General features: G+C 63.5%; 24 protein-coding genes, 1 pseudogene and 1 riboswitch. Of the genes and pseudogenes, 18 read left to right on the forward strand and 7 right to left on the reverse strand.

All coding sequences use genetic code 11. From position 1 onward, the window contains the following. Positions 1–62: 62 nt before the first annotated feature. The 3 genes from LB547_RS15110 (at position 63) to LB547_RS15120 (ending at position 2,239) form a co-directional block, all read left to right on the forward strand. Positions 63–608, forward strand: a complete 546-nt coding sequence (locus tag LB547_RS15110; RefSeq protein WP_140759497.1) for a thioesterase family protein — start codon at positions 63–65, stop codon at positions 606–608. A gap of 123 nt (positions 609–731) precedes the next feature. Next, positions 732–1,376, forward strand: a complete 645-nt coding sequence (locus LB547_RS15115; protein WP_140496665.1) for a helix-turn-helix transcriptional regulator — start codon at positions 732–734, stop codon at positions 1,374–1,376. A gap of 11 nt (positions 1,377–1,387) precedes the next feature. Then, the gene (locus LB547_RS15120; RefSeq protein WP_411970491.1) at positions 1,388–2,239 is read left to right on the forward strand and encodes a thermonuclease family protein; all 852 of its coding nucleotides are present in this window, start codon (positions 1,388–1,390) and stop codon (positions 2,237–2,239) included. Here the strand turns inward: LB547_RS15120 and LB547_RS15125 are convergent. Next, positions 2,205–3,851: a lysine--tRNA ligase gene (locus tag LB547_RS15125; RefSeq protein WP_140523947.1), complete on the reverse strand. Its 1,647-nt coding sequence runs from the start codon at positions 3,849–3,851 to the stop codon at positions 2,205–2,207. The genes LB547_RS15120 and LB547_RS15125 overlap by 35 nt on opposite strands. Positions 3,852–4,010: 159 nt before the next feature. On the opposite strand from LB547_RS15125, the gene LB547_RS15130 reads away from it, so the two are divergent. Then, a complete protein-coding gene (locus tag LB547_RS15130; RefSeq protein ID WP_140496659.1) occupies positions 4,011–4,418 on the forward strand; it encodes a tellurite resistance TerB family protein in 408 nt (135 codons plus the stop codon). 67 nt (positions 4,419–4,485) lie between these two features. Here the strand turns inward: LB547_RS15130 and LB547_RS15135 are convergent, their stop codons facing one another. Continuing rightward, positions 4,486–5,337: a transporter substrate-binding domain-containing protein gene (locus tag LB547_RS15135; RefSeq protein ID WP_140759504.1), complete on the reverse strand. Its 852-nt coding sequence runs from the start codon at positions 5,335–5,337 to the stop codon at positions 4,486–4,488. Positions 5,338–5,593: 256 nt separating this feature from the next. Here LB547_RS15135 and LB547_RS15140 point away from each other — a divergent pair, with 256 nt between their 5' ends. The 3 genes from LB547_RS15140 to LB547_RS15150 all read left to right on the forward strand — a co-directional run bounded on the left by LB547_RS15140 (position 5,594) and on the right by LB547_RS15150 (position 7,824). Continuing rightward, on the forward strand, positions 5,594–6,325 hold the full coding sequence (locus tag LB547_RS15140) for a helix-turn-helix transcriptional regulator (RefSeq protein ID WP_140557703.1): 732 nt from the start codon (positions 5,594–5,596) through the stop codon (positions 6,323–6,325). A gap of 96 nt (positions 6,326–6,421) precedes the next feature. Further along, entirely contained in the window at positions 6,422–7,060 is a 639-nt protein-coding gene (locus LB547_RS15145; protein ID WP_140629547.1) for an acyl-homoserine-lactone synthase, read from the forward strand. Beyond that, on the forward strand, positions 7,057–7,824 hold the full coding sequence (locus LB547_RS15150; protein ID WP_224518985.1) for an enoyl-CoA hydratase-related protein: 768 nt from the start codon (positions 7,057–7,059) through the stop codon (positions 7,822–7,824). The genes LB547_RS15145 and LB547_RS15150 overlap by 4 nt, the downstream gene beginning before the upstream one ends. A gap of 56 nt (positions 7,825–7,880) precedes the next feature. Here the strand turns inward: LB547_RS15150 and ppk2 are convergent, their stop codons facing one another. Further along, positions 7,881–8,789 carry a polyphosphate kinase 2 gene (ppk2, locus tag LB547_RS15155; RefSeq protein ID WP_140496649.1) on the reverse strand — a complete coding sequence of 303 codons (909 nt, stop codon included), beginning with the start codon at positions 8,787–8,789 and terminating at the stop codon, positions 7,881–7,883. A gap of 194 nt (positions 8,790–8,983) precedes the next feature. Between ppk2 and LB547_RS15160 the strand changes: the two genes are divergently transcribed. From LB547_RS15160 to LB547_RS15170, 3 genes are all read left to right on the forward strand, one after another. After that, the gene (locus LB547_RS15160) at positions 8,984–10,249 is read left to right on the forward strand and encodes an ATP-binding protein (protein WP_140523956.1); all 1,266 of its coding nucleotides are present in this window, start codon (positions 8,984–8,986) and stop codon (positions 10,247–10,249) included. Between the two features lie 112 nt (positions 10,250–10,361). Then, on the forward strand, positions 10,362–11,087 hold the full coding sequence (gene phoU, locus LB547_RS15165) for a phosphate signaling complex protein PhoU (protein ID WP_140496645.1): 726 nt from the start codon (positions 10,362–10,364) through the stop codon (positions 11,085–11,087). A 96-nt stretch (positions 11,088–11,183) separates the two neighbouring features. Beyond that, entirely contained in the window at positions 11,184–12,191 is a 1,008-nt protein-coding gene (locus LB547_RS15170; protein ID WP_140496643.1) for a magnesium and cobalt transport protein CorA, read from the forward strand. 137 nt (positions 12,192–12,328) lie between these two features. Here LB547_RS15170 and LB547_RS15175 read toward each other — a convergent pair whose 3' ends face one another. Next, a complete protein-coding gene (locus LB547_RS15175; RefSeq protein ID WP_140496642.1) occupies positions 12,329–12,847 on the reverse strand; it encodes a GcrA family cell cycle regulator in 519 nt (172 codons plus the stop codon). 355 nt (positions 12,848–13,202) lie between these two features. Here LB547_RS15175 and LB547_RS15180 point away from each other — a divergent pair, with 355 nt between their 5' ends. The 3 genes from LB547_RS15180 to LB547_RS15190 all read left to right on the forward strand — a co-directional run bounded on the left by LB547_RS15180 (position 13,203) and on the right by LB547_RS15190 (position 16,484). After that, complete coding sequence (locus tag LB547_RS15180; RefSeq protein WP_140523959.1) at positions 13,203–14,402, forward strand: aspartate aminotransferase family protein; 1,200 nt, start codon at positions 13,203–13,205, stop codon at positions 14,400–14,402. 15 nt (positions 14,403–14,417) lie between these two features. Beyond that, complete coding sequence (gene argF / locus LB547_RS15185; protein ID WP_140759507.1) at positions 14,418–15,329, forward strand: ornithine carbamoyltransferase; 912 nt, start codon at positions 14,418–14,420, stop codon at positions 15,327–15,329. 123 nt (positions 15,330–15,452) lie between these two features. Then, positions 15,453–16,484, forward strand: coding sequence for an Hsp33 family molecular chaperone (locus tag LB547_RS15190; RefSeq protein ID WP_140759510.1), 1,032 nt, complete (start codon positions 15,453–15,455; stop codon positions 16,482–16,484). A 136-nt stretch (positions 16,485–16,620) separates the two neighbouring features. On the opposite strand, the gene apaG is transcribed toward LB547_RS15190, so the two are convergent. Continuing rightward, the gene (apaG, locus tag LB547_RS15195; RefSeq protein ID WP_140496634.1) at positions 16,621–17,013 is read right to left on the reverse strand and encodes a Co2+/Mg2+ efflux protein ApaG; all 393 of its coding nucleotides are present in this window, start codon (positions 17,011–17,013) and stop codon (positions 16,621–16,623) included. Between the two features lie 231 nt (positions 17,014–17,244). On the opposite strand from apaG, the pseudogene LB547_RS15200 reads away from it, so the two are divergent. The 3 genes and pseudogenes from LB547_RS15200 (at position 17,245) to LB547_RS15210 (ending at position 19,072) form a co-directional block, all read left to right on the forward strand. After that, a pseudogene (locus LB547_RS15200) lies at positions 17,245–18,385 on the forward strand (ceramide glucosyltransferase). Positions 18,386–18,492: 107 nt separating this feature from the next. Then, a complete protein-coding gene (locus LB547_RS15205; RefSeq protein WP_140624803.1) occupies positions 18,493–18,762 on the forward strand; it encodes a BrnT family toxin in 270 nt (89 codons plus the stop codon). Next, complete coding sequence (locus tag LB547_RS15210) at positions 18,746–19,072, forward strand: BrnA antitoxin family protein (protein WP_140496628.1); 327 nt, start codon at positions 18,746–18,748, stop codon at positions 19,070–19,072. Before LB547_RS15205 ends, LB547_RS15210 begins: the two co-directional genes overlap by 17 nt. A gap of 21 nt (positions 19,073–19,093) precedes the next feature. Here LB547_RS15210 and LB547_RS15215 read toward each other — a convergent pair whose 3' ends face one another. After that, positions 19,094–20,281: an O-succinylhomoserine sulfhydrylase gene (locus tag LB547_RS15215; protein ID WP_140738475.1), complete on the reverse strand. Its 1,188-nt coding sequence runs from the start codon at positions 20,279–20,281 to the stop codon at positions 19,094–19,096. Between the two features lie 57 nt (positions 20,282–20,338). Further along, positions 20,339–20,416: riboswitch (SAM riboswitch) on the reverse strand. Positions 20,417–20,493: 77 nt separating this feature from the next. Between LB547_RS15215 and LB547_RS15220 the strand changes: the two genes are divergently transcribed. Together LB547_RS15220 and LB547_RS15225 are read left to right on the forward strand one after the other, a co-directional pair. Beyond that, positions 20,494–21,588, forward strand: coding sequence for a 2'-deoxycytidine 5'-triphosphate deaminase (locus tag LB547_RS15220; protein ID WP_140759513.1), 1,095 nt, complete (start codon positions 20,494–20,496; stop codon positions 21,586–21,588). Between the two features lie 98 nt (positions 21,589–21,686). Then, on the forward strand, positions 21,687–22,460 hold the full coding sequence (locus tag LB547_RS15225; RefSeq protein WP_140759516.1) for an ABC transporter substrate-binding protein: 774 nt from the start codon (positions 21,687–21,689) through the stop codon (positions 22,458–22,460). Positions 22,461–22,508: 48 nt separating this feature from the next. On the opposite strand, the gene araD1 is transcribed toward LB547_RS15225, so the two are convergent. Next, positions 22,509–23,501 carry an AraD1 family protein gene (gene araD1, locus LB547_RS15230; protein WP_140496620.1) on the reverse strand — a complete coding sequence of 331 codons (993 nt, stop codon included), beginning with the start codon at positions 23,499–23,501 and terminating at the stop codon, positions 22,509–22,511. Between the last annotated feature and the right edge of the window lie 141 nt (positions 23,502–23,642).

Genomic DNA, 23,642 nt, shown 5'->3' on the forward strand with positions numbered 1-23,642 from the left:
GTGGTCGGAATCAAAGGTGCCGCGGCGTCCCTTGCGCGTCCGAAAAGACGCGCCGCGCCGTAATGTATGTCTGGGGGCGCCTTGCGCGTATGATGGCCACGGCGGGCAGCCGTGGCTCCTACCAGATGGGTGATGAAAGCCGATTGGCCTTTCGCTGCCTGCCGAGGGACATCGATTTTAACCGCCATCTCAACAATGCCCGCTATATGATGCTGGCGGACCTTGGCCGCATCGATATCTTCATCCGCGCCGGCCTCATCACTCTGGCGAGAACGAATGGCTGGGCGCCGATGATCGGCGGGCTGCAATCGGCCTATGTGCGTGAGATCAAACTGTGGCGGCGTTTCGAAGTGGTGTCTTCGATCGAGACCTGGGAAGGCAGCCAGGTCATCGGCAAGCACCGTTTCGTCCTCGACAATGGCGAGACCGCCGCATTGATCATGACGACAGCCGGCGTCTACGACCGCGCCGCCCGGCGCTTTCTCGATATTGACGAGGTCGTCGCCGCGCTTGGCCGCTCCGCCCAGCCGCGTCCGCCCAGCGAAGCCGAGCGGGCGTTCATGGCCTCGCACCGGAACCTGCGCGGGCAGGCCAAGCGGATCGGTTGACCCGGAAACCGGAATTGGCGCGGCCAGCAGGAAGATGTAGTGCCATGGCACAACCGGTGGACAAACCTTCATTCGAAGACTAGAAAGGAAAGGCATTTTTTCCTTTTTGCAAGGAGAGCGGAATTGCTCTCGCATGACCGTGTTTGGGCCGCCATCGACGCTCTGGCCGAGCGGTATTCGCTCTCGGCTTCCGGCCTGGCGAAGCGGGCCGGCCTTGATTCGACTGCCTTCAACAAGTCGAAGCGACTGTCGTCGGACGGCAGGCCGCGCTGGCCCTCGACCGAATCGCTGGCCAAGATCATCGAGGCGACGGGCGCTTCGCTCGACGAATTCACCGGGCTGATAGAAGGTCGGGCCGGCCACGGCGCGATGCCCGCCCGCGGGCGTGCCGTTCCGTTGCTCGGCTTTGCCCAGGCCGGCGCCGGCGGGTTTTTCGACGATGCCGGCTTCCCGGCCGGTCAAGGCTGGGATCTGGTGGAACTGCCGGCGCAATCGACCGAGAGTTCCTATGCGCTTCAGGTGCAAGGCGATTCAATGCTGCCGCTCTACCGCAATGGCGACGTGCTCATCGTCGAGCCGGCAGCCCTCATCCGCAAGGGCGATCGCGTCGTCGTCAAGACGACGGGCGGCGAGGTGATGGCCAAGGTGCTCGATCGCCAGACCGCCAGGTCGATCGCACTGGTTTCGCTCAATCCCGATCATCCGGACCGCGACATTCCCATGCGCGAGGTTGAATGGGTGGCGCGGATCGTCTGGGCAAGCCAATAGGGTGCGGGCTGGTGCGGCTTCCTCATCTTGTCCTTGCGGTTCTGATGGTCCCTGGAATGGCCGCGCTGGTAGTCGCCGGCGGCCGCGCGCTGAAGAGCGGCGAAGCTGCCGTTGCGGTGGAACAGATCGATCCGAGCGCGGATACGGTCTCTCAGCCAGGCACCGACGGTGTGCCGGAGGAGCCGGCCACATTGGCCATTGCCGCTCCGCCGCACCCCGCCGCTAGCCCGCACTCGCGTGCGATCGATCCCCAAGTCGTGGCGCCGCCGGAGCTTCCCAGCAAGGAGCTGGAGCGGGTGGAGCCGCGCGCGCCGTTGAGCAAGCTGGCGCTGGCCATGCCGCCCAAGCCGAAAATGCCGGACGACTGGAAAGGGACGAAGCTGTTCCAGCCGGTCGCGCCCGCCGCCGGACTGATCGAGGCGAAGGGCTATTCTGTCGCGGTTTCCGGCGTCGACATTGTCGGGCAGGACGAGACCTGCACCTCGGACGGTAAATCCTGGCCCTGCGGCGTCCGCGCGCGCACGGCGTTCCGCGCCTTCCTGCGCGGCCGGGCGGTGGTCTGCGCCGTGCCGCCGGAAGGCGGCCGCGACCTGATCGCCGCCGACTGCCGGATCGGCAAGCAGGATGTCGGCCGATGGCTGGTCGAGAACGGCTGGGCGCGCGCCGCCAAAGGCGGCCCTTACGTCGAAGTCGGGGAAAAAGCGCGCAGCGAAAGGAAAGGCATTTTCGGATCGGCGCCAAGCCTTTCAGGCGTGCCTTCGATGCCGGCCGCGCCCGCCCCGGCGCCGCAAGCGCCGGGCTCGATCCTGGAAGAGGTCGGCGGCATTCTCAAGCCAGCTGACCAGCCAACGCCTTCTGAATGAGCCCGCGCGTCTCGGCGATGCCGTAGAGTGCCGCGAACGAGCCGAAGCGCGGTCCGCGCTCCTGCCCGATCAGCACCTGGTAGATCATCTGGAAGAAGGCGCCCGAAACGCCCGGACCACCTTCGGGGCTCTTCTTGGAATGATCCTGATAGCGTTCCACCTTGCGGGCGACGTTGAGCGCGGCGTTCTGGATCGCCTCGCCGTCCGAGCCCGCCGGCAGGGCGCCAAGCGCCTGATCCAACGCTTCCAGCGCCTCCCGCTCGACGTCGTCGGGCGCGCGGAAGGTCTTCGTCGGCTTCACGAAATCGTCGAAATAGCGGATCGCATAACCCGTCAGCCTGTCGAGCTCAGGGTGGGTCGCCGGCGTCACGCCCCGGACATGGCGCGAGATGAAGCCCCACAGCACGTCCTTATTCTGCGCATTGGAGGCGCTGACCAGGTTGAGCAGCAGCGAGAACGGCACGGGCATGTCGATGGCGGGCGGATTGCCGTCGTGCATGTGCCAGACCGGGTTGCCCAGCCGTTCCTTCCAGTCCTGCCTCCGATAGGCTGCAAGGAAGGTGTAATATTCGTCCACGGCCCGCGGGATGACGTCGAAATAGAGCTTCTTGGCCTGTCGCGGCCGCTGGTACATATAGAGTCCCAGGCTCTCCGTCGGCGCGTAAGTCAGCCATTCGTCGATGGTCAGCCCATTGCCCTTGGATTTGGAGATCTTCTGGCCGTTCTCGTCCAGGAACAGCTCGTAGACGAAATGCTCCGGCGCGTGCCCGCCAAGGATGTTGCAGATGCGGTCGTAGACCACTGCATTGGTCTGATGGTCCTTGCCGAACATCTCGAAATCGACCCCGAGGGCCGCCCAGCGCATGCCGAAATCGGGCTTCCACTGAAGCTTAACCTTGCCGCCGGTAACTGGCAGCGTGGTCTCGGTACCGTCATCGTCGAAGGTGATGGTGCCCGCCCTGGCATCGACATGCTTCATGGGAACGTAGAGCACGCGGCCGCTCTTCGGCGAGATCGGCAGGAACGGACTGTAGGTCGCCTGCCGCTCCTCGCCCAGCGTCGGCAGCATCACCGCCATGATCTGGTCGTAGCGTTCGGCCGCGCGCAACAGCATCGCGTCGAAGCGGCCGGTCTTGTAGTACTGCGTCGCGCTGGCGAACTCGTAGTCGAAGCCGAACGTGTCGAGGAAGCGGCAGAGCATCGCGTTGTTGTGGTCGGCGAAACTCGCATAATCCCCGCCGAAAGGGTTGGGTACCGAAGACAGCGGCTTGTGCAGGTGCGGCTCCAGCGCCGCGCGATCCGGCACGCTGTCGGGTATCTTGCGCATCCCGTCCATGTCGTCGGAAAAGCACAGCAGCTTGGTGGCGACCTTGTCCTGCGTGATGACGCGGAAGGCATGCCGCACCATCGACGTGCGCGCCACCTCGCCGAACGTGCCGATATGCGGCAGGCCGGACGGGCCATATCCGGTTTCGAACAGCACCGTTTGCGGGAGTTCGCGGCCCTTGTAGCGCTCGATGATCTTGCGGGCTTCCTCGAACGGCCACGCCTTGCTTTCGGCCGCCGCCGTCAGCACTTCGGGATTGAGATCGATGATGTTTGATCCCGCCATGTCACTGTTTTCCAAATTAGACGCCGGCAAAGCCGCAAGTGAGGATTTTCAACCGGTCTCTATGCGCGCCTGACCGGAGCGTCAACGAGCGCGGCGCTTTTTCCTTGCAGCGCAGGGAAGGCGTTCCTACCTTCGCAGCCCGTATCGAGGAGTTGTTGAATGCCGACCCCGCATGAAGCGCTGATCTACCTGATGGTCATCACCTCCGCCTCCGACCGCGACATGACGGATGTCGAGCTGGCGCGGATCGGCGAGGTCGTCCGCTCATGGCCGGTGTTCGAGGATTTCGACCACGACCGCCTGGTTGGCGTCGCCCAAGCCTGCCAGAAGAAGCTGCATGAAAAGGGCGGGCTGGAGGGTGTCCTGGCAAGCGTGGCCGAGGCCCTGCCGGAGCGCCTGCGCGACACCGCCTATGCAGCCGCTTTCGAGGTCGCGGCCGTCGATCTCGAAATGCGGATGGAGGAGGTGCGGGTGCTCCAACTCATTCGCCTCAAGCTCGATCTCGACACGCTGACCGTCGCGGCGATCGCGCGTGCGGCCAAGGCGCGCCTGCGCACGCTGACCTGAGCGGCGACACTCAACCCGACCGGAAGAAACTGATCGGGACCGGATCAGAAAGCTGACCGGGACCGGATCAGAAGAAACTGACCGGGAAATAGCGCAGGTAGAACTCGGCGAACGTGCCTTTCAGCGAAATCTCCTGCAGCGCGTAGTCGAGAGCGGCGGCCAGCGCCGGGTCATCGGATCGGGCGGCGATGGCCATGCCCGAACCCAGATATTCCGGCGCCAGATAGGGTCCGCCGGCAAAGCGGCAGCAGCCGGCCGCATCCGAACCGCCCAGCCAAAAGGCGAAACGCATGCCATCGCCGAAGGCGGCATCGACCTTGCCGGCCTTGAGGTTGGCGTAGAGGTCTTCCGGCCTGTCGAAGGTGACGACCTGAACGGTGTTGAAATAATCGCGCAGCATGCGCTCATGCGCCGAGCCTGATATCACGCCGACACGCTTGCCGCGCAGCTTGGCGAACAGCGGCTCGGTCAGCGCCTCGCCCTTCGGCATGATGAAGCGCGCCGGAAATTGCAGGTAGGAGCGCGAGAAGGCGTATGTCTGGCGTGACTGCGGCGTCGCGGCGATGCCGGCGATGATCGCTTCGCCTTCGCCTTTCTCAAGCGCTCCTTCGAGCTCGGCCCAGGGCAATGCCTGGATCTGACATTTGTCGACGATGCCGAGCTCGGCGCAGATGGCGCGCGCCAGGTCGATGTGGAAACCGGACAGCTTTCCCGCGCCGTCCAGGAAGTTGAAGGGCGGGAAATCGGTTGTGGTCAGGAACCGCAGCCGCGGCAGTGCGGAGAGATCCGGTTTCGGCAGCCGCTCCTTGGCATCCCACAGCACCGGCACCTGCGGCTCGGCCGCGCGCGCGCCCTCCCCCGACGCCAGCGACGCGATCAGCATCGACGCAAGGACGAGAGACCTCCGCTGGAACGCCATGATAAACTTCCACCGCACTTGTGTTCGCATCGGTTCTGGTACGAAAATAGTACAGGCACAATGCTTTTTGATTTCAACGCGTCGATTTCAGGATATGCTTTAGCAGGTTTGCAAACAGCGGTGGCTGCCCTGGTGGGGGACCAGGGTCGAGAACCACAACCACAAGGCAACGCTTTGCAATCCCTGGTCGGTGGCGAAGTGCCAACAAGGCACGGATCATCGATTTCAACGCGGCAACATGGGGTTTGATGTTGCGATGGGTCAGTTCGATCGCACGCTGGAATACATAGATCACCTGCAGCATGCCGGAACGGCGGCTGCGGTTTGCGAGAGGCTGTTGGGCATAACGTCGGATTTTGGCCTGACCGCTCTGATGGCGGGCACCGTTCCGCAGCCGGGCACGCCGACCGGCCAGCAGAAGCAGCATGTGCTGCTTTGCGACTGGCCTGTCGAATGGCTGGAGCGCTACGTGGCGCGCAACTATGTCGATCACGACCCGATCGTCAGCCACATGAAACAGTTGCAGGCGCCGTTCCAGTGGCGGGAAGCGGCCCAGGGCGTTAGCATCGACAGAAGCAGCGGCGAAGTGATGGGCGACGCCGTCGTGTTCAAGCTGCGCGACGGGCTGGCATTCCCGCTGATCACGCTCGACGGCCAGATCGTCATGGTGTCACTGGGCGGCGAGGCCGTGGAACTGTCCGCCGCCGAGTTCGGCCTGGTGTCGCTGGTGTCGACCTATGCGGTGGGTCGCGCCATGCAGCTTCACACGAAGGCCAGCAAGACCATCGATAATGTCGAGCTGACGCCGCGCGAACGCGAATGCCTGCAATGGGCCGCCGTCGGCAAGTCCGAATGGGAGATTTCGCAAATCCTCGGCATCTCCGAACACACGTCGGAGAAACACCTCCTTAACGCCAAAAGCAAACTCGGTGCCGTCAACCGCGTACAGGCAGTCGCTGAAGCGATAAGGCGCGGCTATATTAGTTAGGTCGGCCGGGTCGGCCTAGAAATTCCTGCCTACGTGATCGCGTAATTTTCTTGCGAGGGCACGGCCGTATCTTCCTCTTGAACAGGAGACGGCAAAATGATTTTTTCCCTTACAACAAAAGAACTTATGGAACATCCCGATCTGTGGGAGGCCGTGCATCGGCTGCGCTACAGGATTTTTGTCGAGGAAATGGGGTGGGAGGACCTGCGGCGCCCCGATGGCTTCGAGATCGACCAGTTCGATCATGACGAAGCGGTGCATCAGATCGTCATCAGAGGCAACGAGGTCGCGGGCTATCAGAGGATGTTGCCGACCACGCGGCCGCATCTGCTAACGGAGGTGCTGACCGACCTTTCCGTGGGAACGCCACCGTCGGGTCCGAACATCTGGGAACTGACCCGCTATGCGGTCGCCCCCGGCTTTCGCGACGGCCGCCGGGGCGTCTCGACCGTCGGTACCGAACTCATTGCCGGCTTCGTCGAGTGGGGGCTGAAGCGCGGCGTCGACAAGGTGATCATCGAGTTCGAGCCGATGTGGGTTCTGCGCGCGCTGCAGCTGCATTTCCTGGCCACACCGCTGGGCTATCAGCGCACCTATGGCAACCAGCAGGTCGTCGCGACGCTGCTCACCTTCAATGAGCACACGCTGGATGTGGTGCGTTCGCGCCGCAATCACCACGCTCCCGTTCTGGCCAGGGGATATCCCGATATGTTCGGGCAAAGGCGGGCGTCATGAGATCGGAAACGGCCATGAACGCGCACCCGCAACCCGAACTGCGCAACCACACGCTGATCGTCACCGTATCGTCGACCGACGGCCGGCCGGTGCTCGACAGAAGGGCCTATGAAAGCCTGGCAAGGACGTTCCACGAAGCCGCCGACAATGACGACGTTCGTGTCGTCGTGCTGCGCGGCCTGGCGGGCTGCTTCTGCCTCGGCGGCGACTTTTCCGAATTCCTCGACGCTACCAAGCACCAGAAGCTGATCGCCGCCGTCACCGACATGTTCCGCACGCTGGCGACGTTCCCCAAACCCATACTGGCCTGTGTCGACGGCGATGCGGTCGGCGTCGGCTGCACCATCCTGTTCCATTGCGACATGGTGATCGCGTCCGCCGAAAGCACGTTCCGGGTGCCGTTCGTCGATTTCGGCCTGGTGCCGGATGCCGCGACCAGCATCCTGGCGCCGCAGAAGCTCGGCTATGCCGGCGCCTTTCGCTTTTTCTGCCTCGGCGACACGCTGCGCGCCGACGACGCCAGGGCGCTCGGCCTGGTCGCCGAGATCGTCTCCGAAGGCAGCGTCGAGGAGGCAACCCTCGGCCGGGCAAGGCAGCTCGCCAGGAAGCCGGTCGCCGCGTTGCTGCAGACGCGGGGCCTGCTCAAGGGGAACCCCGCGGAACTTTGCGAACGCATCGATCAGGAGATCTCGCTGTTCCAGCAGGCGCTGCAGGACGACACCACGCTGCGGCGGCTGCAGCGGATTGCCCGGTTGGCGGCCTGAGCGTCGCGCCGAAGGCGTTGCGCCACGCGGTCCAGTGCCGCGTGGCGCAGGCGCCGTCAGTCCTGTTTTGCCAGGAATGACGGCCCTTCGCCGATGATTTTCTTGTCTTCCTTGCCGATGATGTCGAGGTCGCGGCCGTCATAAGGCAGCGACAGGAGGATGCGCCGCATCACCGCCAGCCGCGCGCGGCGCTTGTCGTTGGCACGCACGATGATCCAGGGAGCGAATTCCTTGTGGGTGCGCTCGAACATGGTATCGCGCGCCCTGGTGTAATCGTCCCACTTGGTAATGCCGGCAATGTCGATCGGCGAAAACTTCCAGCTCTTCAGCGGACTGTGGCGGCGATCGTGAAATCGCTCGAGCTGCGTTTCCCGGCCGATGTTCAGCCAGAATTTGAAGAAGTGGATGCCGTCATTGACGATCATCCTTTCGAAGTGCGGTGTCTCGTCGAGAAACTTCTCGTGCTGTTCTGGCGTGCAGAAGCCCATCACCGGTTCGACGCCGGCGCGGTTGTACCAGGAACGGTCGAACGTGACGAATTCGCCCGCGGTCGGGAAGTGGTCTGCATAACGCTGGTAGTACCATTGCCCCAGCTCGGTCGGCGTCGGCTTGGTCAGCGCCACGTTGCGTGCCGTGCGCGGATTGAGGTACTGGCGCAGGACGAAAATCGTGCCGCCCTTGCCGGCCGCGTCACGGCCTTCGAACAGCGCCATCATCCGCCTGCCTGTCGACTGCAGCCACGCCTGCGCCTTGACCAGCTCGATCTGCAATGCCTCGAGCGTCTCGTCATATTCGTCGCTTTTCATCTTCTTGTCGTAGGGATAGCCGCCCGCGGTCAGCTTGCGCTCCTCGATCCAGTCCGGCAGTGCTGGATTCTCGATGTCGAACTCCCGCTCCTTGCCGTTGATCCTGAGCTTCAGCGGCCCCGGGGTCGGCGCGGCGGTGTTTTCCTTGGCTTTTTTCATCGAGACGAACCTTTCCAGCTTACGGACTCGTGCTATTGAGCCATTGCAGTGCCGCGCGCCGCTTCAGACGCAAGGGGCGCTGCACTTTTGGATTTTGCGCATGATCCTTTCCGAAAATCGATTCTGATTTTTCGGCGTCATGCGCCAGGCCGGTCCAGCGAAATTGCCGGACCGGGAGCGGGGCGCAGGCGCGAATGGCGGACCAGGGCGCAGACGAGAAGGGTATGGCGCAAGCGCTTGCCGCGCGGCTGTGGAACAGCCGATGGTTGCTGGTCGCCGGTCTTGTCGCGGTCATGGCGGTTTATGCCTTTGCGGGCATTTCCGCCTATGTGCTGCTGCCGGCGCTGGCTTTGCTGCTGGTGGCGGCGATGATACCGGCTGGAGCCACGCGCCAGCCCGGCGAAAGCGGCGCGGCGATCGAGGCCATCGGCCTGCAACGCCTGTCCGGCGAATATCTGGCGGCGGCCGTCGCCGACCCCTTGATCATCTTCGACCATGCCGCGGCGATCGTTCATGCCAACGCCGCCGCCTTCGCCGCCTTTGGCGGCATCGCGCCTGGCGTATCGTTGTCGCTGAAATTCCGGGCGCCGGAAATGCAGGCTCTTCTGGACGGCGTGCTGTCGGGCGAGGTCGCGTCGGATGTCATCGATTACACCGAGAGGCTGCCGGTCGAGCGGACTTACCGGGTCAGTGCCTCCTCGGTCGGTCACGGCACCGATCTCTACGTGATGGTGTTCAAGGACCAGAGCGAAGCGCGCCGCATCGACCGCATGCGCGCGGATTTCATCGCCAATGCCAGCCACGAATTGCGCACGCCGCTCGCCTCGATATCGGGTTTCATCGAAACGCTGCGCGGACCGGCCCGCAATGACCCGGCGGCGCGCGAGCAGTTCCTGCAGATCATGCAGAACCAGACCGGCCGCATGGCACGCCTGATCGATGACCTTTTGTCGCTGTCGCGGCTGGAGATGAAGCCCTATCTGCGGCCGGGGACCGAGGTCGACCTGCGCCAGACCGTCGACAGCGTCATCGATTCGCTGGCCCCGCTGGCGCGGGAAAACGGCGTCGTCATCGAGCGGGATTTCGCCGACGGCCCTCTCGACGTGCCGGGCGACCGCGACGAACTGTTCCAGGTCTTCGAGAACCTTCTGGAAAACGCCTGCAAATATGGGCAGTCGGGCGGCCGCGTGGTGGTGTCGATCGAGCGCGGCGACGCCGAGGGCGAAGCGGGCATCGACGTGACGATCAGGGATTTTGGCCCCGGCATTCCCGAGGAGCACATTCCGCGCATCACGGAGCGCTTCTATCGCGTCGACGTCGAGAGCAGTCGAACCCAGAAGGGCACAGGCCTTGGCCTGTCGATCGTCAAGCATATCCTGACGCGCCACAACGCCAGGCTCTCGATCAAGTCCGAAGTCGGCAAGGGCGCCGCCTTCTCGGTTCATTTGCCGGCGGCCTGAGCCGCCCTAGTTTCCAAGGTGCCATTTCTTTTTTCTGTCATCCGGTTAGCGTATCAGCGGGGATTCGAGGAAACGACTCAAAATCAGATCATCCGTGGGAAGGCATCCGGTCATGCAGTCCGTGCACATAGTCAGCGCCTATGACGAGGAGCTGAAAGATCTGTCGAAGCGCATCGCCGCCATGGGCGGACATGCCGAACGCATGGTCGAACAGGCGATCTCCGCCTTGGTCAATGCCGATCCCGGCCTTGCCCAGAAGGTGATCCGCGACGACGCCGTCCTCGACGAAGGCCAGCGCGAAATCGACGACAGGGCAATCATCATCATCGCCCGGCGCCAGCCGATGGCGACGGACTTGCGCGAGATCGTCGGCGCGATCCGCATCTCGGCCGATCTCGAGCGGGTCGGCGATCTCGGCAAGAATGTCGCCAAGCGTGTGGTGGCGGTTGCCGACGGGCGCCAGCCGACCAGCCTGTTCCGCGGCCTCGAAGCCCTGGCCGACCTGGCGTTGACCCAACTCAAGGAAGTGCTCGACGTCTACGCCTCGCGCTCGGTCGAAAGGATCGGCTTCGTACGTGACCGCGACGACCAGATCGACGCCATGTACACGTCGCTGTTTCGCGAATTGCTGACCTACATGATGGAAGATCCGCGCAACATCACGCCCTGCACGCATCTGCTGTTCTGCGCCAAGAACATCGAACGCATCGGTGACCATGCCACCAACATTGCCGAGACGATCTACTATATCGTCACCGGCGACCAGATGCCTGCCGACCGGCCGAAGGGCGACAAGACGGACAAGATCGGCCTTTCCGCAACGCAGCCGATCAAGTGAACGCACTTTCTCTCGAACGCTTGGTCGTATTGCGCTAGACTATCCCTGAGGCAAGCCTGCTGGTTCCCCGCAAAGGCAGTGCTTCGGGAGGCTGCGATGGAATATGTCCGGGACTTCAAGCCCGCGCCGCCGACATCGGCCGTCATCGCCTCCAGCGTCTACACAGCCGGGCGCCGCATCGCCGACATCCCGATCGAGGAAGCCGGCACATGGGCCAGGAAAGCGGGACACGTCGTGTGGATCGGGCTGCTTGAACCCGACCGCGAGCTTCTGCTGCGCGTGCAGGCGCAATTTCATCTGCATGAGCTCGCAATCGAGGATGCCGAGCATCCGCACCAGCGGCCGAAGATCGAGCAGTATGGTGATGCGCTGTTCATCGTCGCCCGCACCGCGCAGCTGATCGAGGGCCGCGTCACCTTCGGCGAGACGCATCTGTTCGTGGGCAGCGGCTACATCGTCAGCGTCAGGCACGGCCCTTCGACATCCTATGCTGTGGTGCGCCAGCACTGGGAAAGCTGCCCGCATTCACTGGCCAAGGGCGAGGATTTCGTCCTCTATGCCATTCTCGATTTCATCGTCGACAACTACATGCCGGTGCTCGAGCAGATCGAGGATGAGGTCGAGGCGATCGAGGACCGGGTCCTGCTGAAGCCGATGACCGGCCCCGATATCGAACGCCTTTATATGCTGCGTCGCGATCTATTGCGGCTGCGCAATGCCGCACTGCCGCTGGTGGAGGTCTGCCGCCGGCTGACCAGCGCCGACCTGCCGCAGATCCATTCAGCCATGCACCCGCTGTTTCGTGACGTGACCGACCATATCCGCACTGTCCAGGAAAAGATCGACAGCTTGCGCGAAGTGCTGGCCTTCGCCTTCGAGGCGAGCCTGCTGGTGGGCCAGAGCCAGGAAACGGCGATCTCCAAAAAGCTCGCCTCATGGGCGGCAATCCTGGCCGTGCCGACAGCCTTCGCGGGCATATACGGCATGAATTTCAGCGACATGCCGGAACTGAAGATGGAATACGGCTACCCGATGGTGCTGCTGGCGATCGCGCTGATCTGTAGCTTCCTCTACTGGCGGTTTCGCAAGAATGGATGGCTGTGAGAGTAGGGCAGTAGGGCAGTAGGGCAGTAGGGCAGTAGGGCAGTAGGGCAGTAGGGCAGTAGGGCAGTAGGGCAGTAGGTTAAGAGCACGCTCGGGAGCGCAAATTCAAAACAGACTGCCCTACTGCCTTAGTCCCCTTATCTATTCCGCCTCCGCTCCGCTGCCGGCTGGAACGCCACGCGGGCATGGTATTTACAATAGGGGCCGGTTTCGGCGGCTTCGTTGCCGCAGAAATTGAAGTCCTCCGACAGCGGATCGCCGTTCGGCCATTTGCAGGTGCGCTCGGTGAGTTCGGTGAGCTGGAGATGCCGCGAGATCGGCACCACCACATTCTCGACCGGCCGGATATAGTGGCGGGCCACCGGCTCGGCATCGAACTGCGCTTGCAGCGCCGTTGCTCCGATCGATGTCGTGACGTGGCGGGTCGCACTCGCGGGGCGCGACACCGATTTCTGCGCGCCCGACCCTTGCGCCGTCTTCTTCTGGCGTGCCGGCGCTGCCGTGGCGCGCCCGCGGCCCGACAATTTCAGCCGGTGCACCTTGCCGATGACGGCATTGCGGCTGACCCCTCCAAGCTGGGCAGCAATCTGGCTTGCGCTCAGACCCTCCGACCACAGTTTTCTCAAGAGTTCGACCCGCTCGTCAGTCCAATTCATGACCGCGCTCCTGCTAAGCGTACGGCAATCGGAATCCATTCCCGGCCCAGCACCACTGCTGGGGCAGACACCACATATATCTGGTGATTAGGTCCGCCGCACGAAATCTAGTTATTTCCCGACTACAACTACCTTATGCGCTGACTCGGTGACAAGAGTCCGAAGTGCAACACGAATCGGTTTTTTCGGTTTTCCCCAACTTGCCAGCTCACTTATGAGCCGGCGTCCCGTCGGGAGGCTTGCCGCGCGCCACTACGCGACGTTTTCGTTGACTTCATGGCTGAAAAACCCGATAAGCCGCAAAGGCCGCCGCTTTGGCGGCTTTTTTGATTTTCCGGTTCCGGAGACGCATATAATGAGCGGTTCGGCGCTTTTCGAGACCTTTGCTCGCGCACCCCTGGCCTTCGATCACGGGGAAGGCACTTGGCTGGTTACCGACAAGGGCGAGCGATATCTCGACTTTGCCGGCGGCATAGCCGTCAATTCGCTGGGCCACGGCCATCCGCATCTGGTCGCGGCGCTCACCGAGCAGGCTGCCAAACTCTGGCACGTCTCCAATCTCTACGAGATCCCGGGGCAGAGCCGGCTCGGCGAGCGGCTGGCCGACGCCACCTTCGCAGACAAGGTGTTCTTCACCAATTCTGGCGCCGAGGCGCTGGAATGCGCGATAAAGACGGCGCGGCGCTACCATTTCGTCAAGGGGCATCCCGAGCGCTTCCGCGTCATCACTTTCGAAGGCGCCTTCCATGGCCGCACGCTGGCGACCATCGCGGCCGGCGGCCAGTACAAATATCTCGAAGGTTTCGGCCCGAAGGTCGAGGGTTTCGACCAGGTCGGCTTCGACGATATCGACGCCGCCGAAAAGGCGATCACGCCGGAGACCGCGGCGATCCTGATCGAACCGGTGCAGGGCGAGGGCGGTATCCGCCCGGTGCCGACACAATCGCTGAAGCGGCTGCGGCAGCTCTGCGACCAGCACGGCCTGCTGTTGATCTACGATGAGGTCCAGTGCGGCATCGGCCGCACCGGCAAGCTGTTCGCGCATGAATGGTCGGGGGTCGCTCCAGACATCATGGCCATCGCCAAAGGCATTGGCGGTGGCTTCCCGATGGGCGCCTGCCTTGCCACCGACGAGGCGGCTGTCGGCATGACCGCAGGCGTCCACGGCACTACGTTCGGCGGCAACCCGCTGGCCATGGCGGTCGGCAATGCCGTGCTCGACGTGGTGCTGGAGGAGGGCTTCCTGGCGGATGTGCAGCGCAAGGCGCTGTTGTTGAAGCAAGGGCTGGCAGGGGTGGCCGACGAATTCCCCGAGGTCATCGAGGACATCAGGGGCACGGGGCTGATGCTGGGCCTCAAATGCGCCATGCCCAACGGCAAGGTGAACATGGCGCTGCGCGACCAGCATCTGCTCGCGGTTCCGGCCGGCGACAACGTCATTCGCCTGCTGCCGCCGCTCACCGTCACGGACAGCGAGATCCATGAAGCGCTGGAGCGCATTCGCGCCGGCGCCAAGGCCCTGTCCGAGGCCATCGCCGCTGAAGCCGCGAAGTAAATTCGAAAGCTCCTGATGTCACTTCGTCATTTCACCGACCTCTCCGCCGTTTCCGAAGGCGACCTGCGCTCCATGCTGACCGACGCAGTGGAGCGCAAGGCGCGCCTCAAGGCGGGCGAGCGCTCGAAACCGCTCGAAGGCAAGGTGCTGGCGATGATCTTCGACAAGCCGTCGACGCGCACGCGCGTCTCCTTCGATGTCGGCATGCGTCAGCTTGGCGGCGAGACCATCATGCTGACCGGCACCGAGATGCAGCTCGGCCGCTCCGAGACCATCGCCGACACCGCCAAGGTTCTGTCGCGCTATGTCGATGCCATCATGATCCGCACCACGTCGCATGAGCGGCTGCTGGAGCTGACCGAGAATGCGACCATCCCGGTGATCAACGGGCTCACCGACGATACCCATCCTTGCCAGCTGATGGCCGACATCATGACCTTCGAGGAGCATCGCGGTCCGGTCGCCGGCAAGACCATCGCCTGGACCGGCGACGGCAACAACGTGCTGCATTCGCTGCTGGAAGCCTCGGCGCGGTTCCGCTTCAACCTCAACGTCGCCGTGCCCGAAGGCAGCGAGCCGGCGCAGAAGCATGTCGACTGGTCAAAGGCGCATGGCGGCAAGCTCTCCTTTACCCGCTCGCCAGAGAAAGCCGTCGACCAGGCCGACTGCATCGTCACCGACTGCTGGGTGTCGATGGGCCAGGAGCACCGCGCCCGCGGCCACAACGTGTTTTCGCCCTACCAGGTCAACGCCAAGCTGATGGCCAAGGCAAAGCCCGACGCGCTGTTCATGCATTGCCTGCCGGCGCATCGCGGCGAGGAAGTGACGGACGAGGTCATCGACGGTCCGCATTCGGTGGTCTTCGACGAGGCCGAGAACCGGCTCCACGCCCAGAAGGCCGTGCTTGCCTGGTGTCTTGGGGCCTGAAGTGGACTTGAAGTGTCTTGGCGCTTGACGTGCCGGGGAACTTGATCTCCGGAGGCGCGATGCCTATCTGCGCGGCATCACGCAAATCAAGCGCGTTTAGACGCATGCTCCCCAAAGGGCGGCATGGCCGCGCCCTGGAGCTTTGTCATGCTGGAAACCCATCAAGTGGCTGAACATCACCCCAAACTCGGCGAATTCGGTTACGCCGGCGATGATCACGTTGTGCCCTTCGAGGTCGGCCCGCTCGATGTGCGCGGCCGCACCGTTCAGCTCGGGCCGATGCTCGATGCGATCCTTGGCCGCCATGATTATCCCGAGCCGGTCGCCCGGTTGCTGGCGGAAGCCTGTGTGCTGACGGTGCTGCTCGGCACCTCGCTCAAGTTCGAGGGCAAGTTCATCCTGCAGACCCGCACCGACGGGCCTGTCGACATGCTGGTCGCGGATTTTTCCACGCCCTCGGCGCTGCGTGCCTATGCGCGCTTCGATGCCGACCGGCTGGAGGCGCTGATTGCGGCCGGCGAGACCTCGCAGCAGACGCTGCTCGGCAACGGTGTGCTGGCGCTGACCATCGACCAAGGTGCCCACACGCAACGTTACCAGGGCATCGTCCAGCTCGACGGCGAGACCCTGGAAGAGGCCGCGCGCACCTATTTCCGCCAGTCGGAGCAGATCCCGACCGATCTCCGGCTTTCGGTCGCCAAGCTTTTGACGCCCGGCCCCGGCGGCGCGCGCGAGCAGTGGCGGGCGGGCGGCATCCTGGCGCAGTTCCTGCCGCAGGCCTCCGAGCGCATGCGCGTTCCTGACCTGCCCGGCGGGGATGGCGATCCGCGCGAGGAGATCCACGATCCCACAGACAATTCCTGGCAGGAATTGCTGGCGCTGCTCGGCACCATCGAGCCGACCGAACTGATCGATCCGACCATCGGCGCAGAGCGGCTGCTCTATCGTCTGTTCCACGAGCATGGCGTCCGCGTCTTCGGCGGCGTTCCCGTCGCCGATCAGTGCTCATGCTCCCGCGACAAGATCCGCGGCATCCTCGAGGGCTTCTCCGCGCAGGAGATCAAGGACAGCACCGAGGGCGGCGGCATCCACGTCGCTTGCGAGTTCTGTTCGACGCAATATGACTTCGACCCGGCGGAATTTACGACGCAGTAGGGTTCCACCTTCTCCCCGTTCTACGGGGAGAAGGGGCCCAAGAGCGGATGAGGGGCGGCGCTGCCCCTCATTCCTGCCGGACATTTCTCGCCGTATAGTGACGGAGAGAACGACGCTGTCGCCGATTTCACCTCGTCTAATTCACCGTCCGCCTTGTCCCCGGCAGGTCGAGTGAGAAGGCGGGGATGGCGATGTCGAATGTCTCGCCCCGCTCGTTGCGCATGGTGTAGTGACCGACCATGATCCCCGACGGGGTCGAGAGCGGACAGCCCGACGTGTATTGATAGCTGTCGCCGGGATTGAGTTCGGGCTGATCGCCGACCACGCCGGCACCTCGCACTTCCTCGACCCGGCCGGCGCCGTCGGTTATGTGCCAATAGCGCGACAACAGCTGCACGAATTCGTCGGACTGGTTGTCGATCGTTATCTGGTAGCCCCAGACATAGCGGTTTTCCGAAGGATCCGAGCGGTCCTCGAGATAGAACGGCCTGACCTGCACTTCGATGTTGCGCGTGACGGCGCGGTACATGAGCGGCTCCAAAACAAATCCGGTGTGGAACATTCGGCGCTCTTTGCGGTTCGATCAACCGTGCGCGTCCGAGTTGCTGTCCCTGAAGGGCAGGTGCCGACAAACAATGTCATTTGAGTGACACATGACAATGATGGTGTGCACCAGCAATGCCGGGCGACTCGGGCGCTCTGTCGAACTGTCGAAAACGGCCGCCAAGCGGGCCGGGTTTTCTGGAGTGACCGGATATCGATGGAACTCGCTCTCATAACCGGCTCGCTTTCGATCGCTCTCATCGTCTCAAATCTCGCCAGCATCCTGCTCGCCTGCTCGCGCCTGAAACGGCGCGCCGCCGGCCGGCAAGCCGCTGCCTGTCTCGATCGTCATCCCGGCGCGCGGCGTCGAGCCGTTTACCCATGAGACGCTTGAGCGCGCTTTCTCGCTCGACTGGCCGCGCTACGAACTGATCTTCTGTGTCGCCCATGCCGACGACCCCGCGGTCAAGCCGATCCGCGCCGCGATTGCCCGCTTTCCAGCCGTGCCGGCCCGCCTGCTCACCGGCGACGACCGCGTCAGCGCCAACCCGAAACTGAACAACTGCGTCAAGGGCTGGGAGGCAGCGCGCCACGACTGGGTCATTCTCGCCGATTCCAACGTGCTGATGCCGAAAGACTACGTCCAGCACCTGATGGCGGCATGGCGGCGGGACACCGGCCTGGTTTGCTCGACGCCGATCGGTTCGCGGCCCGACGGCTTCTGGGCAGAAGTCGAATGCGCTTTCCTCAACACGCTGCAGGCGCGCTGGCAATATGCCGGCGAGGCGCTTGGCCTCGGCTTTGCCCAGGGCAAGAGCATGTTGTGGAACAAGCAGATGCTCGACGCCAATGGCGGCATCCGTGCGCTCGCCGCCGAGATCGCGGAGGATGCCGCGTCGACCAAACTGGTCAACAGGCTCGGCCTGCGCGTCAATCTCGTCGCTTCGCCCTTCGAGCAGCCGCTCGGGCAGCGCATGCCGGGCGAGATCTGGTCGCGCCAGGCCCGCTGGGCGCGCCTGCGCCGCGTCACCTTTCCGCTGTTCTTCGCACCCGAGATCCTGACCGGCGTGGCGGCTCCGCTCGTGCTGGCATTGATCGCCGCGGCCAGCGCCGGCGTCAGCCTGCCCATGACAGCGCTTTGCGTGCTGGCGCTCGCCTACCTGCCGGAATGCATGCTCGCCTCGGCAAAGGGCTGGTATCTGTCGCCGCGCATCGTCACCGCGATGATCGCACGCGACCTGATTTTGCCCGCGATCTGGATGCGCGGTTGGCTGGGCGGGGCCGTCGACTGGCGCGGCAACGCCATGACCATCGGCACCCAGGCGGCCGAGCTCGAAGAGACGCCCTCCCGCGCTTGATGTCGGCAGTTCAGCTTGATGTCGAGGAAGGTTATCGTATATACAAAAATTGTTGAACTAGGCTCTATTTTTGTGTATACAATAACCTATGGAGCGCCCCGACGGCGATGCTGTTCGAGTGGGATGAAAACAAGGCAAAGACAAACAGGGCCAAGCATGGCGTGGATTTCGCGATCGCTCCGTCCTTCGATTTCGCCAATGCCGTTATCCGGCTCGATGACAGCGAGGATTTAGGCGAGGATCGTCTTGTTGCCATCGGTCTGATCGAGGCTGGCGTTTATGTGATGGTCTATGTCGAGCGAAGCCATGCGATCCGCGTAATTTCGCTACGCAAGGCAACGAGACAGGAGATTACGGACTATGTCGAAAACCTCTAAGACGATCGTGCGCCGCGAGGCTACTCCCCCAAAGCAGTCGCGCGCTGATGCTTTGGGGCTCGCCAGAAAGGCGCTTGGCGCGAGGACCGACGAGGAAGATGCTGCGATCACTGCCGCCGCCGAGGCCGATCCGGATGCGCAGCCGACCGATGCCGCTTCGCGCCGCAAAGTTGGCCGACCGCCGCTTGCGCGACCCAAACGTGCGGTACAGTTGCGCCTCGACGCCGATGTTGTCGACCGTTTCAGGGCCGGTGGTGATGGCTGGCAGACGCGCATGAACGAAGCGTTGCGCAAAGCGGCAGGCCTGTAGTCCTCGGTCTGCCACCAGTCCTCATCGGGCCTTCAACGCCTGCGCGATGTCGTCCAGCAAATCGTCGGTATCTTCCAGCCCGACCGACAGCCTGAGCGTGCCGGGTCCGATGCCGAGCTCGGCGCGCGCTTCGTCGCTGAGGTTCTTGTGCGTTGTCGTCGCCGGATGGGTGATCAGGCTTTTGGCGTCGCCGAGATTGTTCGAGATCAGGACGATGTCGAGCGCGTTCTGCAAGGCGAAGGCACCCTGCTTGCCGCCCTTGACGTCAAAGCAGATCAGGGTGGAGCCGCCCGACATCTGCTTCTTCACGATATCGGCCTGCGGATGGTCGGCGCGGCCGGGATAGATGACGCGGGCGATCTCCGGCTGCTCGGCCAGGAAATCGGCGATCTTGCCGGCGCTCTCCGTCTGCTGGTGCACGCGCAGCGGCAGCGTTTCCAGGCCCTTCAGCAGCGTCCAGGCATTGAACGGCGACAGGCTGGGGCCCGTATGGCGGAAATAATCCTGCAGGTTCTCGTCGATCCACTTCTTGTCCGACAGGATGACGCCGCCGAGACAGCGGCCCTGGCCATCGATGTGCTTGGTCGCAGAGTAGACCACGATATGCGCACCGAGCTGCAACGGCTTCTGCTGGAGCGGCGTGGCGAAGACATTGTCCACAACCAGCCGCGCGCCGATCGAATTGGCAAGCGAAGCGACGGCGGCGATGTCCACCACCTCAAGCGTCGGGTTGGTCGGGCTTTCCAGGAAAAACAGCTTGGTGTTGGGCCGAACCGCCTTTTCCCAATTGGCGATGTCGGTGCCGTCGACCAGCGTCGCCTCGATGCCGTAACGCGGCGCCAGCGTCTCGACCACCCAGCGGCAGGAGCCGAACAGGGCGCGCGCCGCAACGATATGATCGCCGGCCTTGACGCTGCACAGGAGTGCTGCCGTCACCGCCGCCATGCCGGACGCGGTGGCGCGCGCGTCCTCGGCGCCTTCGAGCGCGCACATGCGCTTCTCGAACATGTCGACGGTCGGATTGGCGTAGCGCGAATAGATGAAGCCCGGTTCCTCGCCCTTGAAGCGGGCTTCGGCGGCTTGGGCCGTTTCATAGACATAGCCCTGGGTCAGGTACATCGCCTCGGAAGTTTCACCGAAGCCGGAACGCAGAGTCCCGCCATGCACGAGTGCGGTCTGAGGCTTCCAGTTGCGCGTCTTGCTCGTCATCGTCCTATCCAAACACAAAAAAACCGGCCGCGAAAAAGTCGCAACCGGTCCATGCGGCCTTGCGGCCCGACGGTCCTTTAGCGACTTGTTTAACGTGGCTGCAAGCCGACCGGCCAAATCACCACGGGATAACGACCCTTTAGACCCGCGCCACGCTTGCGTCAATTGCCGGCTTCATTAAGAGACTTGTACCAGCAGAGCGGAGCCAGACTTTGCGGCAGACAGGAATTCTTCCCGATCAGGACATTGCGGCGCTGTTCCAGTCCGGCGCGCTGAAGTCGTCGCTTGCGCTCGACGCCGACCAGATCCAGCCGGCCAGCCTCGATCTGAGGCTCGGCGACAAGGCGTGGCGGGTGCGCGCGTCCTTCCTGCCGGGTCCCAACCACAAGGTCAGTGAAAAACTCGACCGGCTGAAGCTGCACGAGATCAGCCTGGCCGACGGCGCCGTTCTGGAAACCGGCTGCGTCTACATCGTGCCCCTGCTCGAAAGCCTGGCGCTGCCGGCGGAAATTTCGGCGTCCGCCAATCCCAAGAGCTCGACCGGGCGGCTCGATATCTTCACCCGCGTGATGACCGATCGCGGCCACGAGTTCGACAAGATCGCCGCCGGCTATCATGGTCCGCTCTATCTCGAAGTCAGCCCACGCACCTTCCCGATCATCGTGCGCGCCGGCTCGCGCCTTTCGCAGATACGCTTCCGCACCGGCAATGCGCTGCTCTCGGAAGCAGAGTTGCATCAATTGCACCGGGCCGAAATGCTGGTCGCCACCGAACCGCCGAACATCTCCGGCGGCGGCATCGCATTGTCGATCGATCTCAACGGCGACAGTGACGGGCTGGTCGGCTATCGCGGCAAACACCATACCGGCCTCGTCGATGTCGACAAACGCGCGGCGCAGGAGATCGTCGACTTCTGGGAGCCGATCCACAAGAGCGGCGCCGGCGAGCTGGTGCTCGATCCGGACGAGTTCTACATCCTCGTCAGCCAGGAAGCGGTGCATGTGCCGCCGCTCTACGCGGCCGAAATGACGCCCTTCGATCCGCTGGTGGGCGAGTTCCGTGTCCACTATGCCGGCTTCTTTGATCCGGGTTTCGGCCATTCGGCGGCCGGCGGCACCGGCAGCCGCGCCGTGCTCGAAGTGCGCAGCCATGAGGTGCCGTTCATCCTCGATCATGGCCAGATCGTCGGCCGGCTGGTCTACGAGCATATGCTGAAGCGGCCGCAGGCGCTTTACGGCACCGAGCTCGGCTCGAACTACCAGGCGCAGGGCCTGAAGCTGTCCAAGCACTTTCGCGCCGCGCCCTGAACGCTCATCACCGTCAGGCAAGATACTTGCCTGCGCCGGCTCGCCATGCTTGGCTGCCTCGCCGGCCGCCGACGTGGCGGCGCTCAAGGGGAATGAAAATGCAGGTTTCGAAATGGATAATATCGGCGGCGGCCGCCGCCATGCTGACGCTTGGTGCCGGCGCCCTGTCGGCGCATGCGGCGGAGAAAATCAAGATCGGCACCGAGGGAGCCTATCCGCCGTTCAACACCATCACGCCCGACGGCAAGGTCGAGGGCTTCGACATCGACATCGCCAACGCCTTGTGCGCGCAGATGAAGGTCGAATGCGAGATCGTCACCCAGGACTGGGACGGCATTATCCCGGCGCTGCAGGCCAAGAAGTTCGACGCCATCATCGCTTCGATGAGCATCACCGAGGAGCGCAAGAAGCAGGTCGCGTTCACCCACAAATATTATACGACGCCGCTGTCGCTCGTCGCCCTGAAGGACAGCGACATCGCCTCGACCGAACCGGCGGCACTCACCGGCAAGACGGTCGGCGCCCAGGCGGCGACCACGCAGGCCAATTACGCCCAGGACGTCTATGGCAAAGCCGGCGCCGAAGCGAAGCTCTATCCGACCCAGGAAGAGGCAATCACCGATCTCCAGAACGGCCGCCTCGACGCCGTCCTTTCCGACAAGTTCGTGCTGATGGACTGGATGAAGAAGGCGAGCGACGGTTGCTGCAAGATGGTCGGTGACGTCAAGGGCACCGAGACCGAAGCCGGCATTGCCGTGCGTCTCGAGGATACGGCGCTGCGCGACAAGCTCAACGCAGCCATTGACGCCATCGTCGCCGACGGCACCTACAAGAAGATCCAGGACAAGTATTTCGACTTCGATATTTATTGAGATGGAAGCTGCCGATCTCCTCCCACCAGGGAGGAGATCACGCTCATCTCACAGCGCCTTCACCGCCACCTTCACCGGCTGTTCGATTTCGAGCGGATTGCGCAGCGGCAGGCCGAAATCGCCGGCCTCGATCTCGAACACGTCGCCGGCCTCGGTCTTGATGCCGTCGGCGAAGGACAGGGTCGCGGTGCCGAACATGTGCACATGCACGTCGCCCGGCTGGCGGAAAGCCGAATATTTGAAATGGTGGTGTTCGAGATTGGCGATGGTGTGCGACATGTTCGCTTCGCCCGACAGGAACGGCTTTTCCCACATCAACTTGCTGTCGCGCCAGATGCGTGAGGAGCCCCTGATGTCGGCGGGCAGGTCGCCGACCAGGATCTCCGGTCCGAAGGAAGCGTTGCGCAGCTTGGAATGGGCGAGAAAGAGGTAGTTCACGCGTTCGGTCACATGATCGGAAAATTCGTTGGACAGCGTGAAGCCGACCCGGAACGGCGCGCCGTCGTCGCCGATGACATAGATGCCGGCAACCTCGGGCTCCTCGCCGGCATCCTTGGCGAAGGCCGGCGACAGGAGCGCGGCACCCGGCGCCACGGCCATCGTGCCATTGCCCTTGTAGAACCATTCCGGCTGCACCCCGATCTGGCCTTTCGCGGGTTTGCCGCCTTCCAGCCCCATGCGGAACATCTTCATGGAATCGGTGAGCTGCTCCTCGCCGTCGGTGCTGAGCTTCTTGTGCATGGAATCGCGCGTCGCCGCCGAGCCGAGATGCGTTAGCCCCGTGCCGGTCAGATGCAGATGCGCCGGATCGGGATGATTGATCGGCGACAGCAGCCGCCCCTTCTTGTAGGCGGCGTCGAGATCGACGGTCTCGCCGAGCCCCTTGCGTTCGATCAACGCGGCAAGGCCGACGCCGGTACGAGCGGCTTCCATCGCCAGCGAATAGACGCTGCGTGCGCCGTTGATGATCCGGGTCTTGCCGCCTGTGCGGGCAACGACACGGATGGTCTCGGCGTCGTCGAGAATCTGCGAGATCAGCATGATCAGTCCTCTCTCATATGTCTTGGCATGGCTGCCTTCTGGCAAACCCTGACCTGCGCGGCTCGGACTGGCCGTGCCACGGGTTGAACTCTTCGTCCGGATTGCGCTCGCGAGCCCGGTCCCTGAAGGACTTCTTCAAGC

The sequence above is a fragment of the Mesorhizobium sp. B264B1B genome (genome assembly GCF_020165765.1).
Lineage (GTDB): Bacteria > Pseudomonadota > Alphaproteobacteria > Rhizobiales > Rhizobiaceae > Mesorhizobium.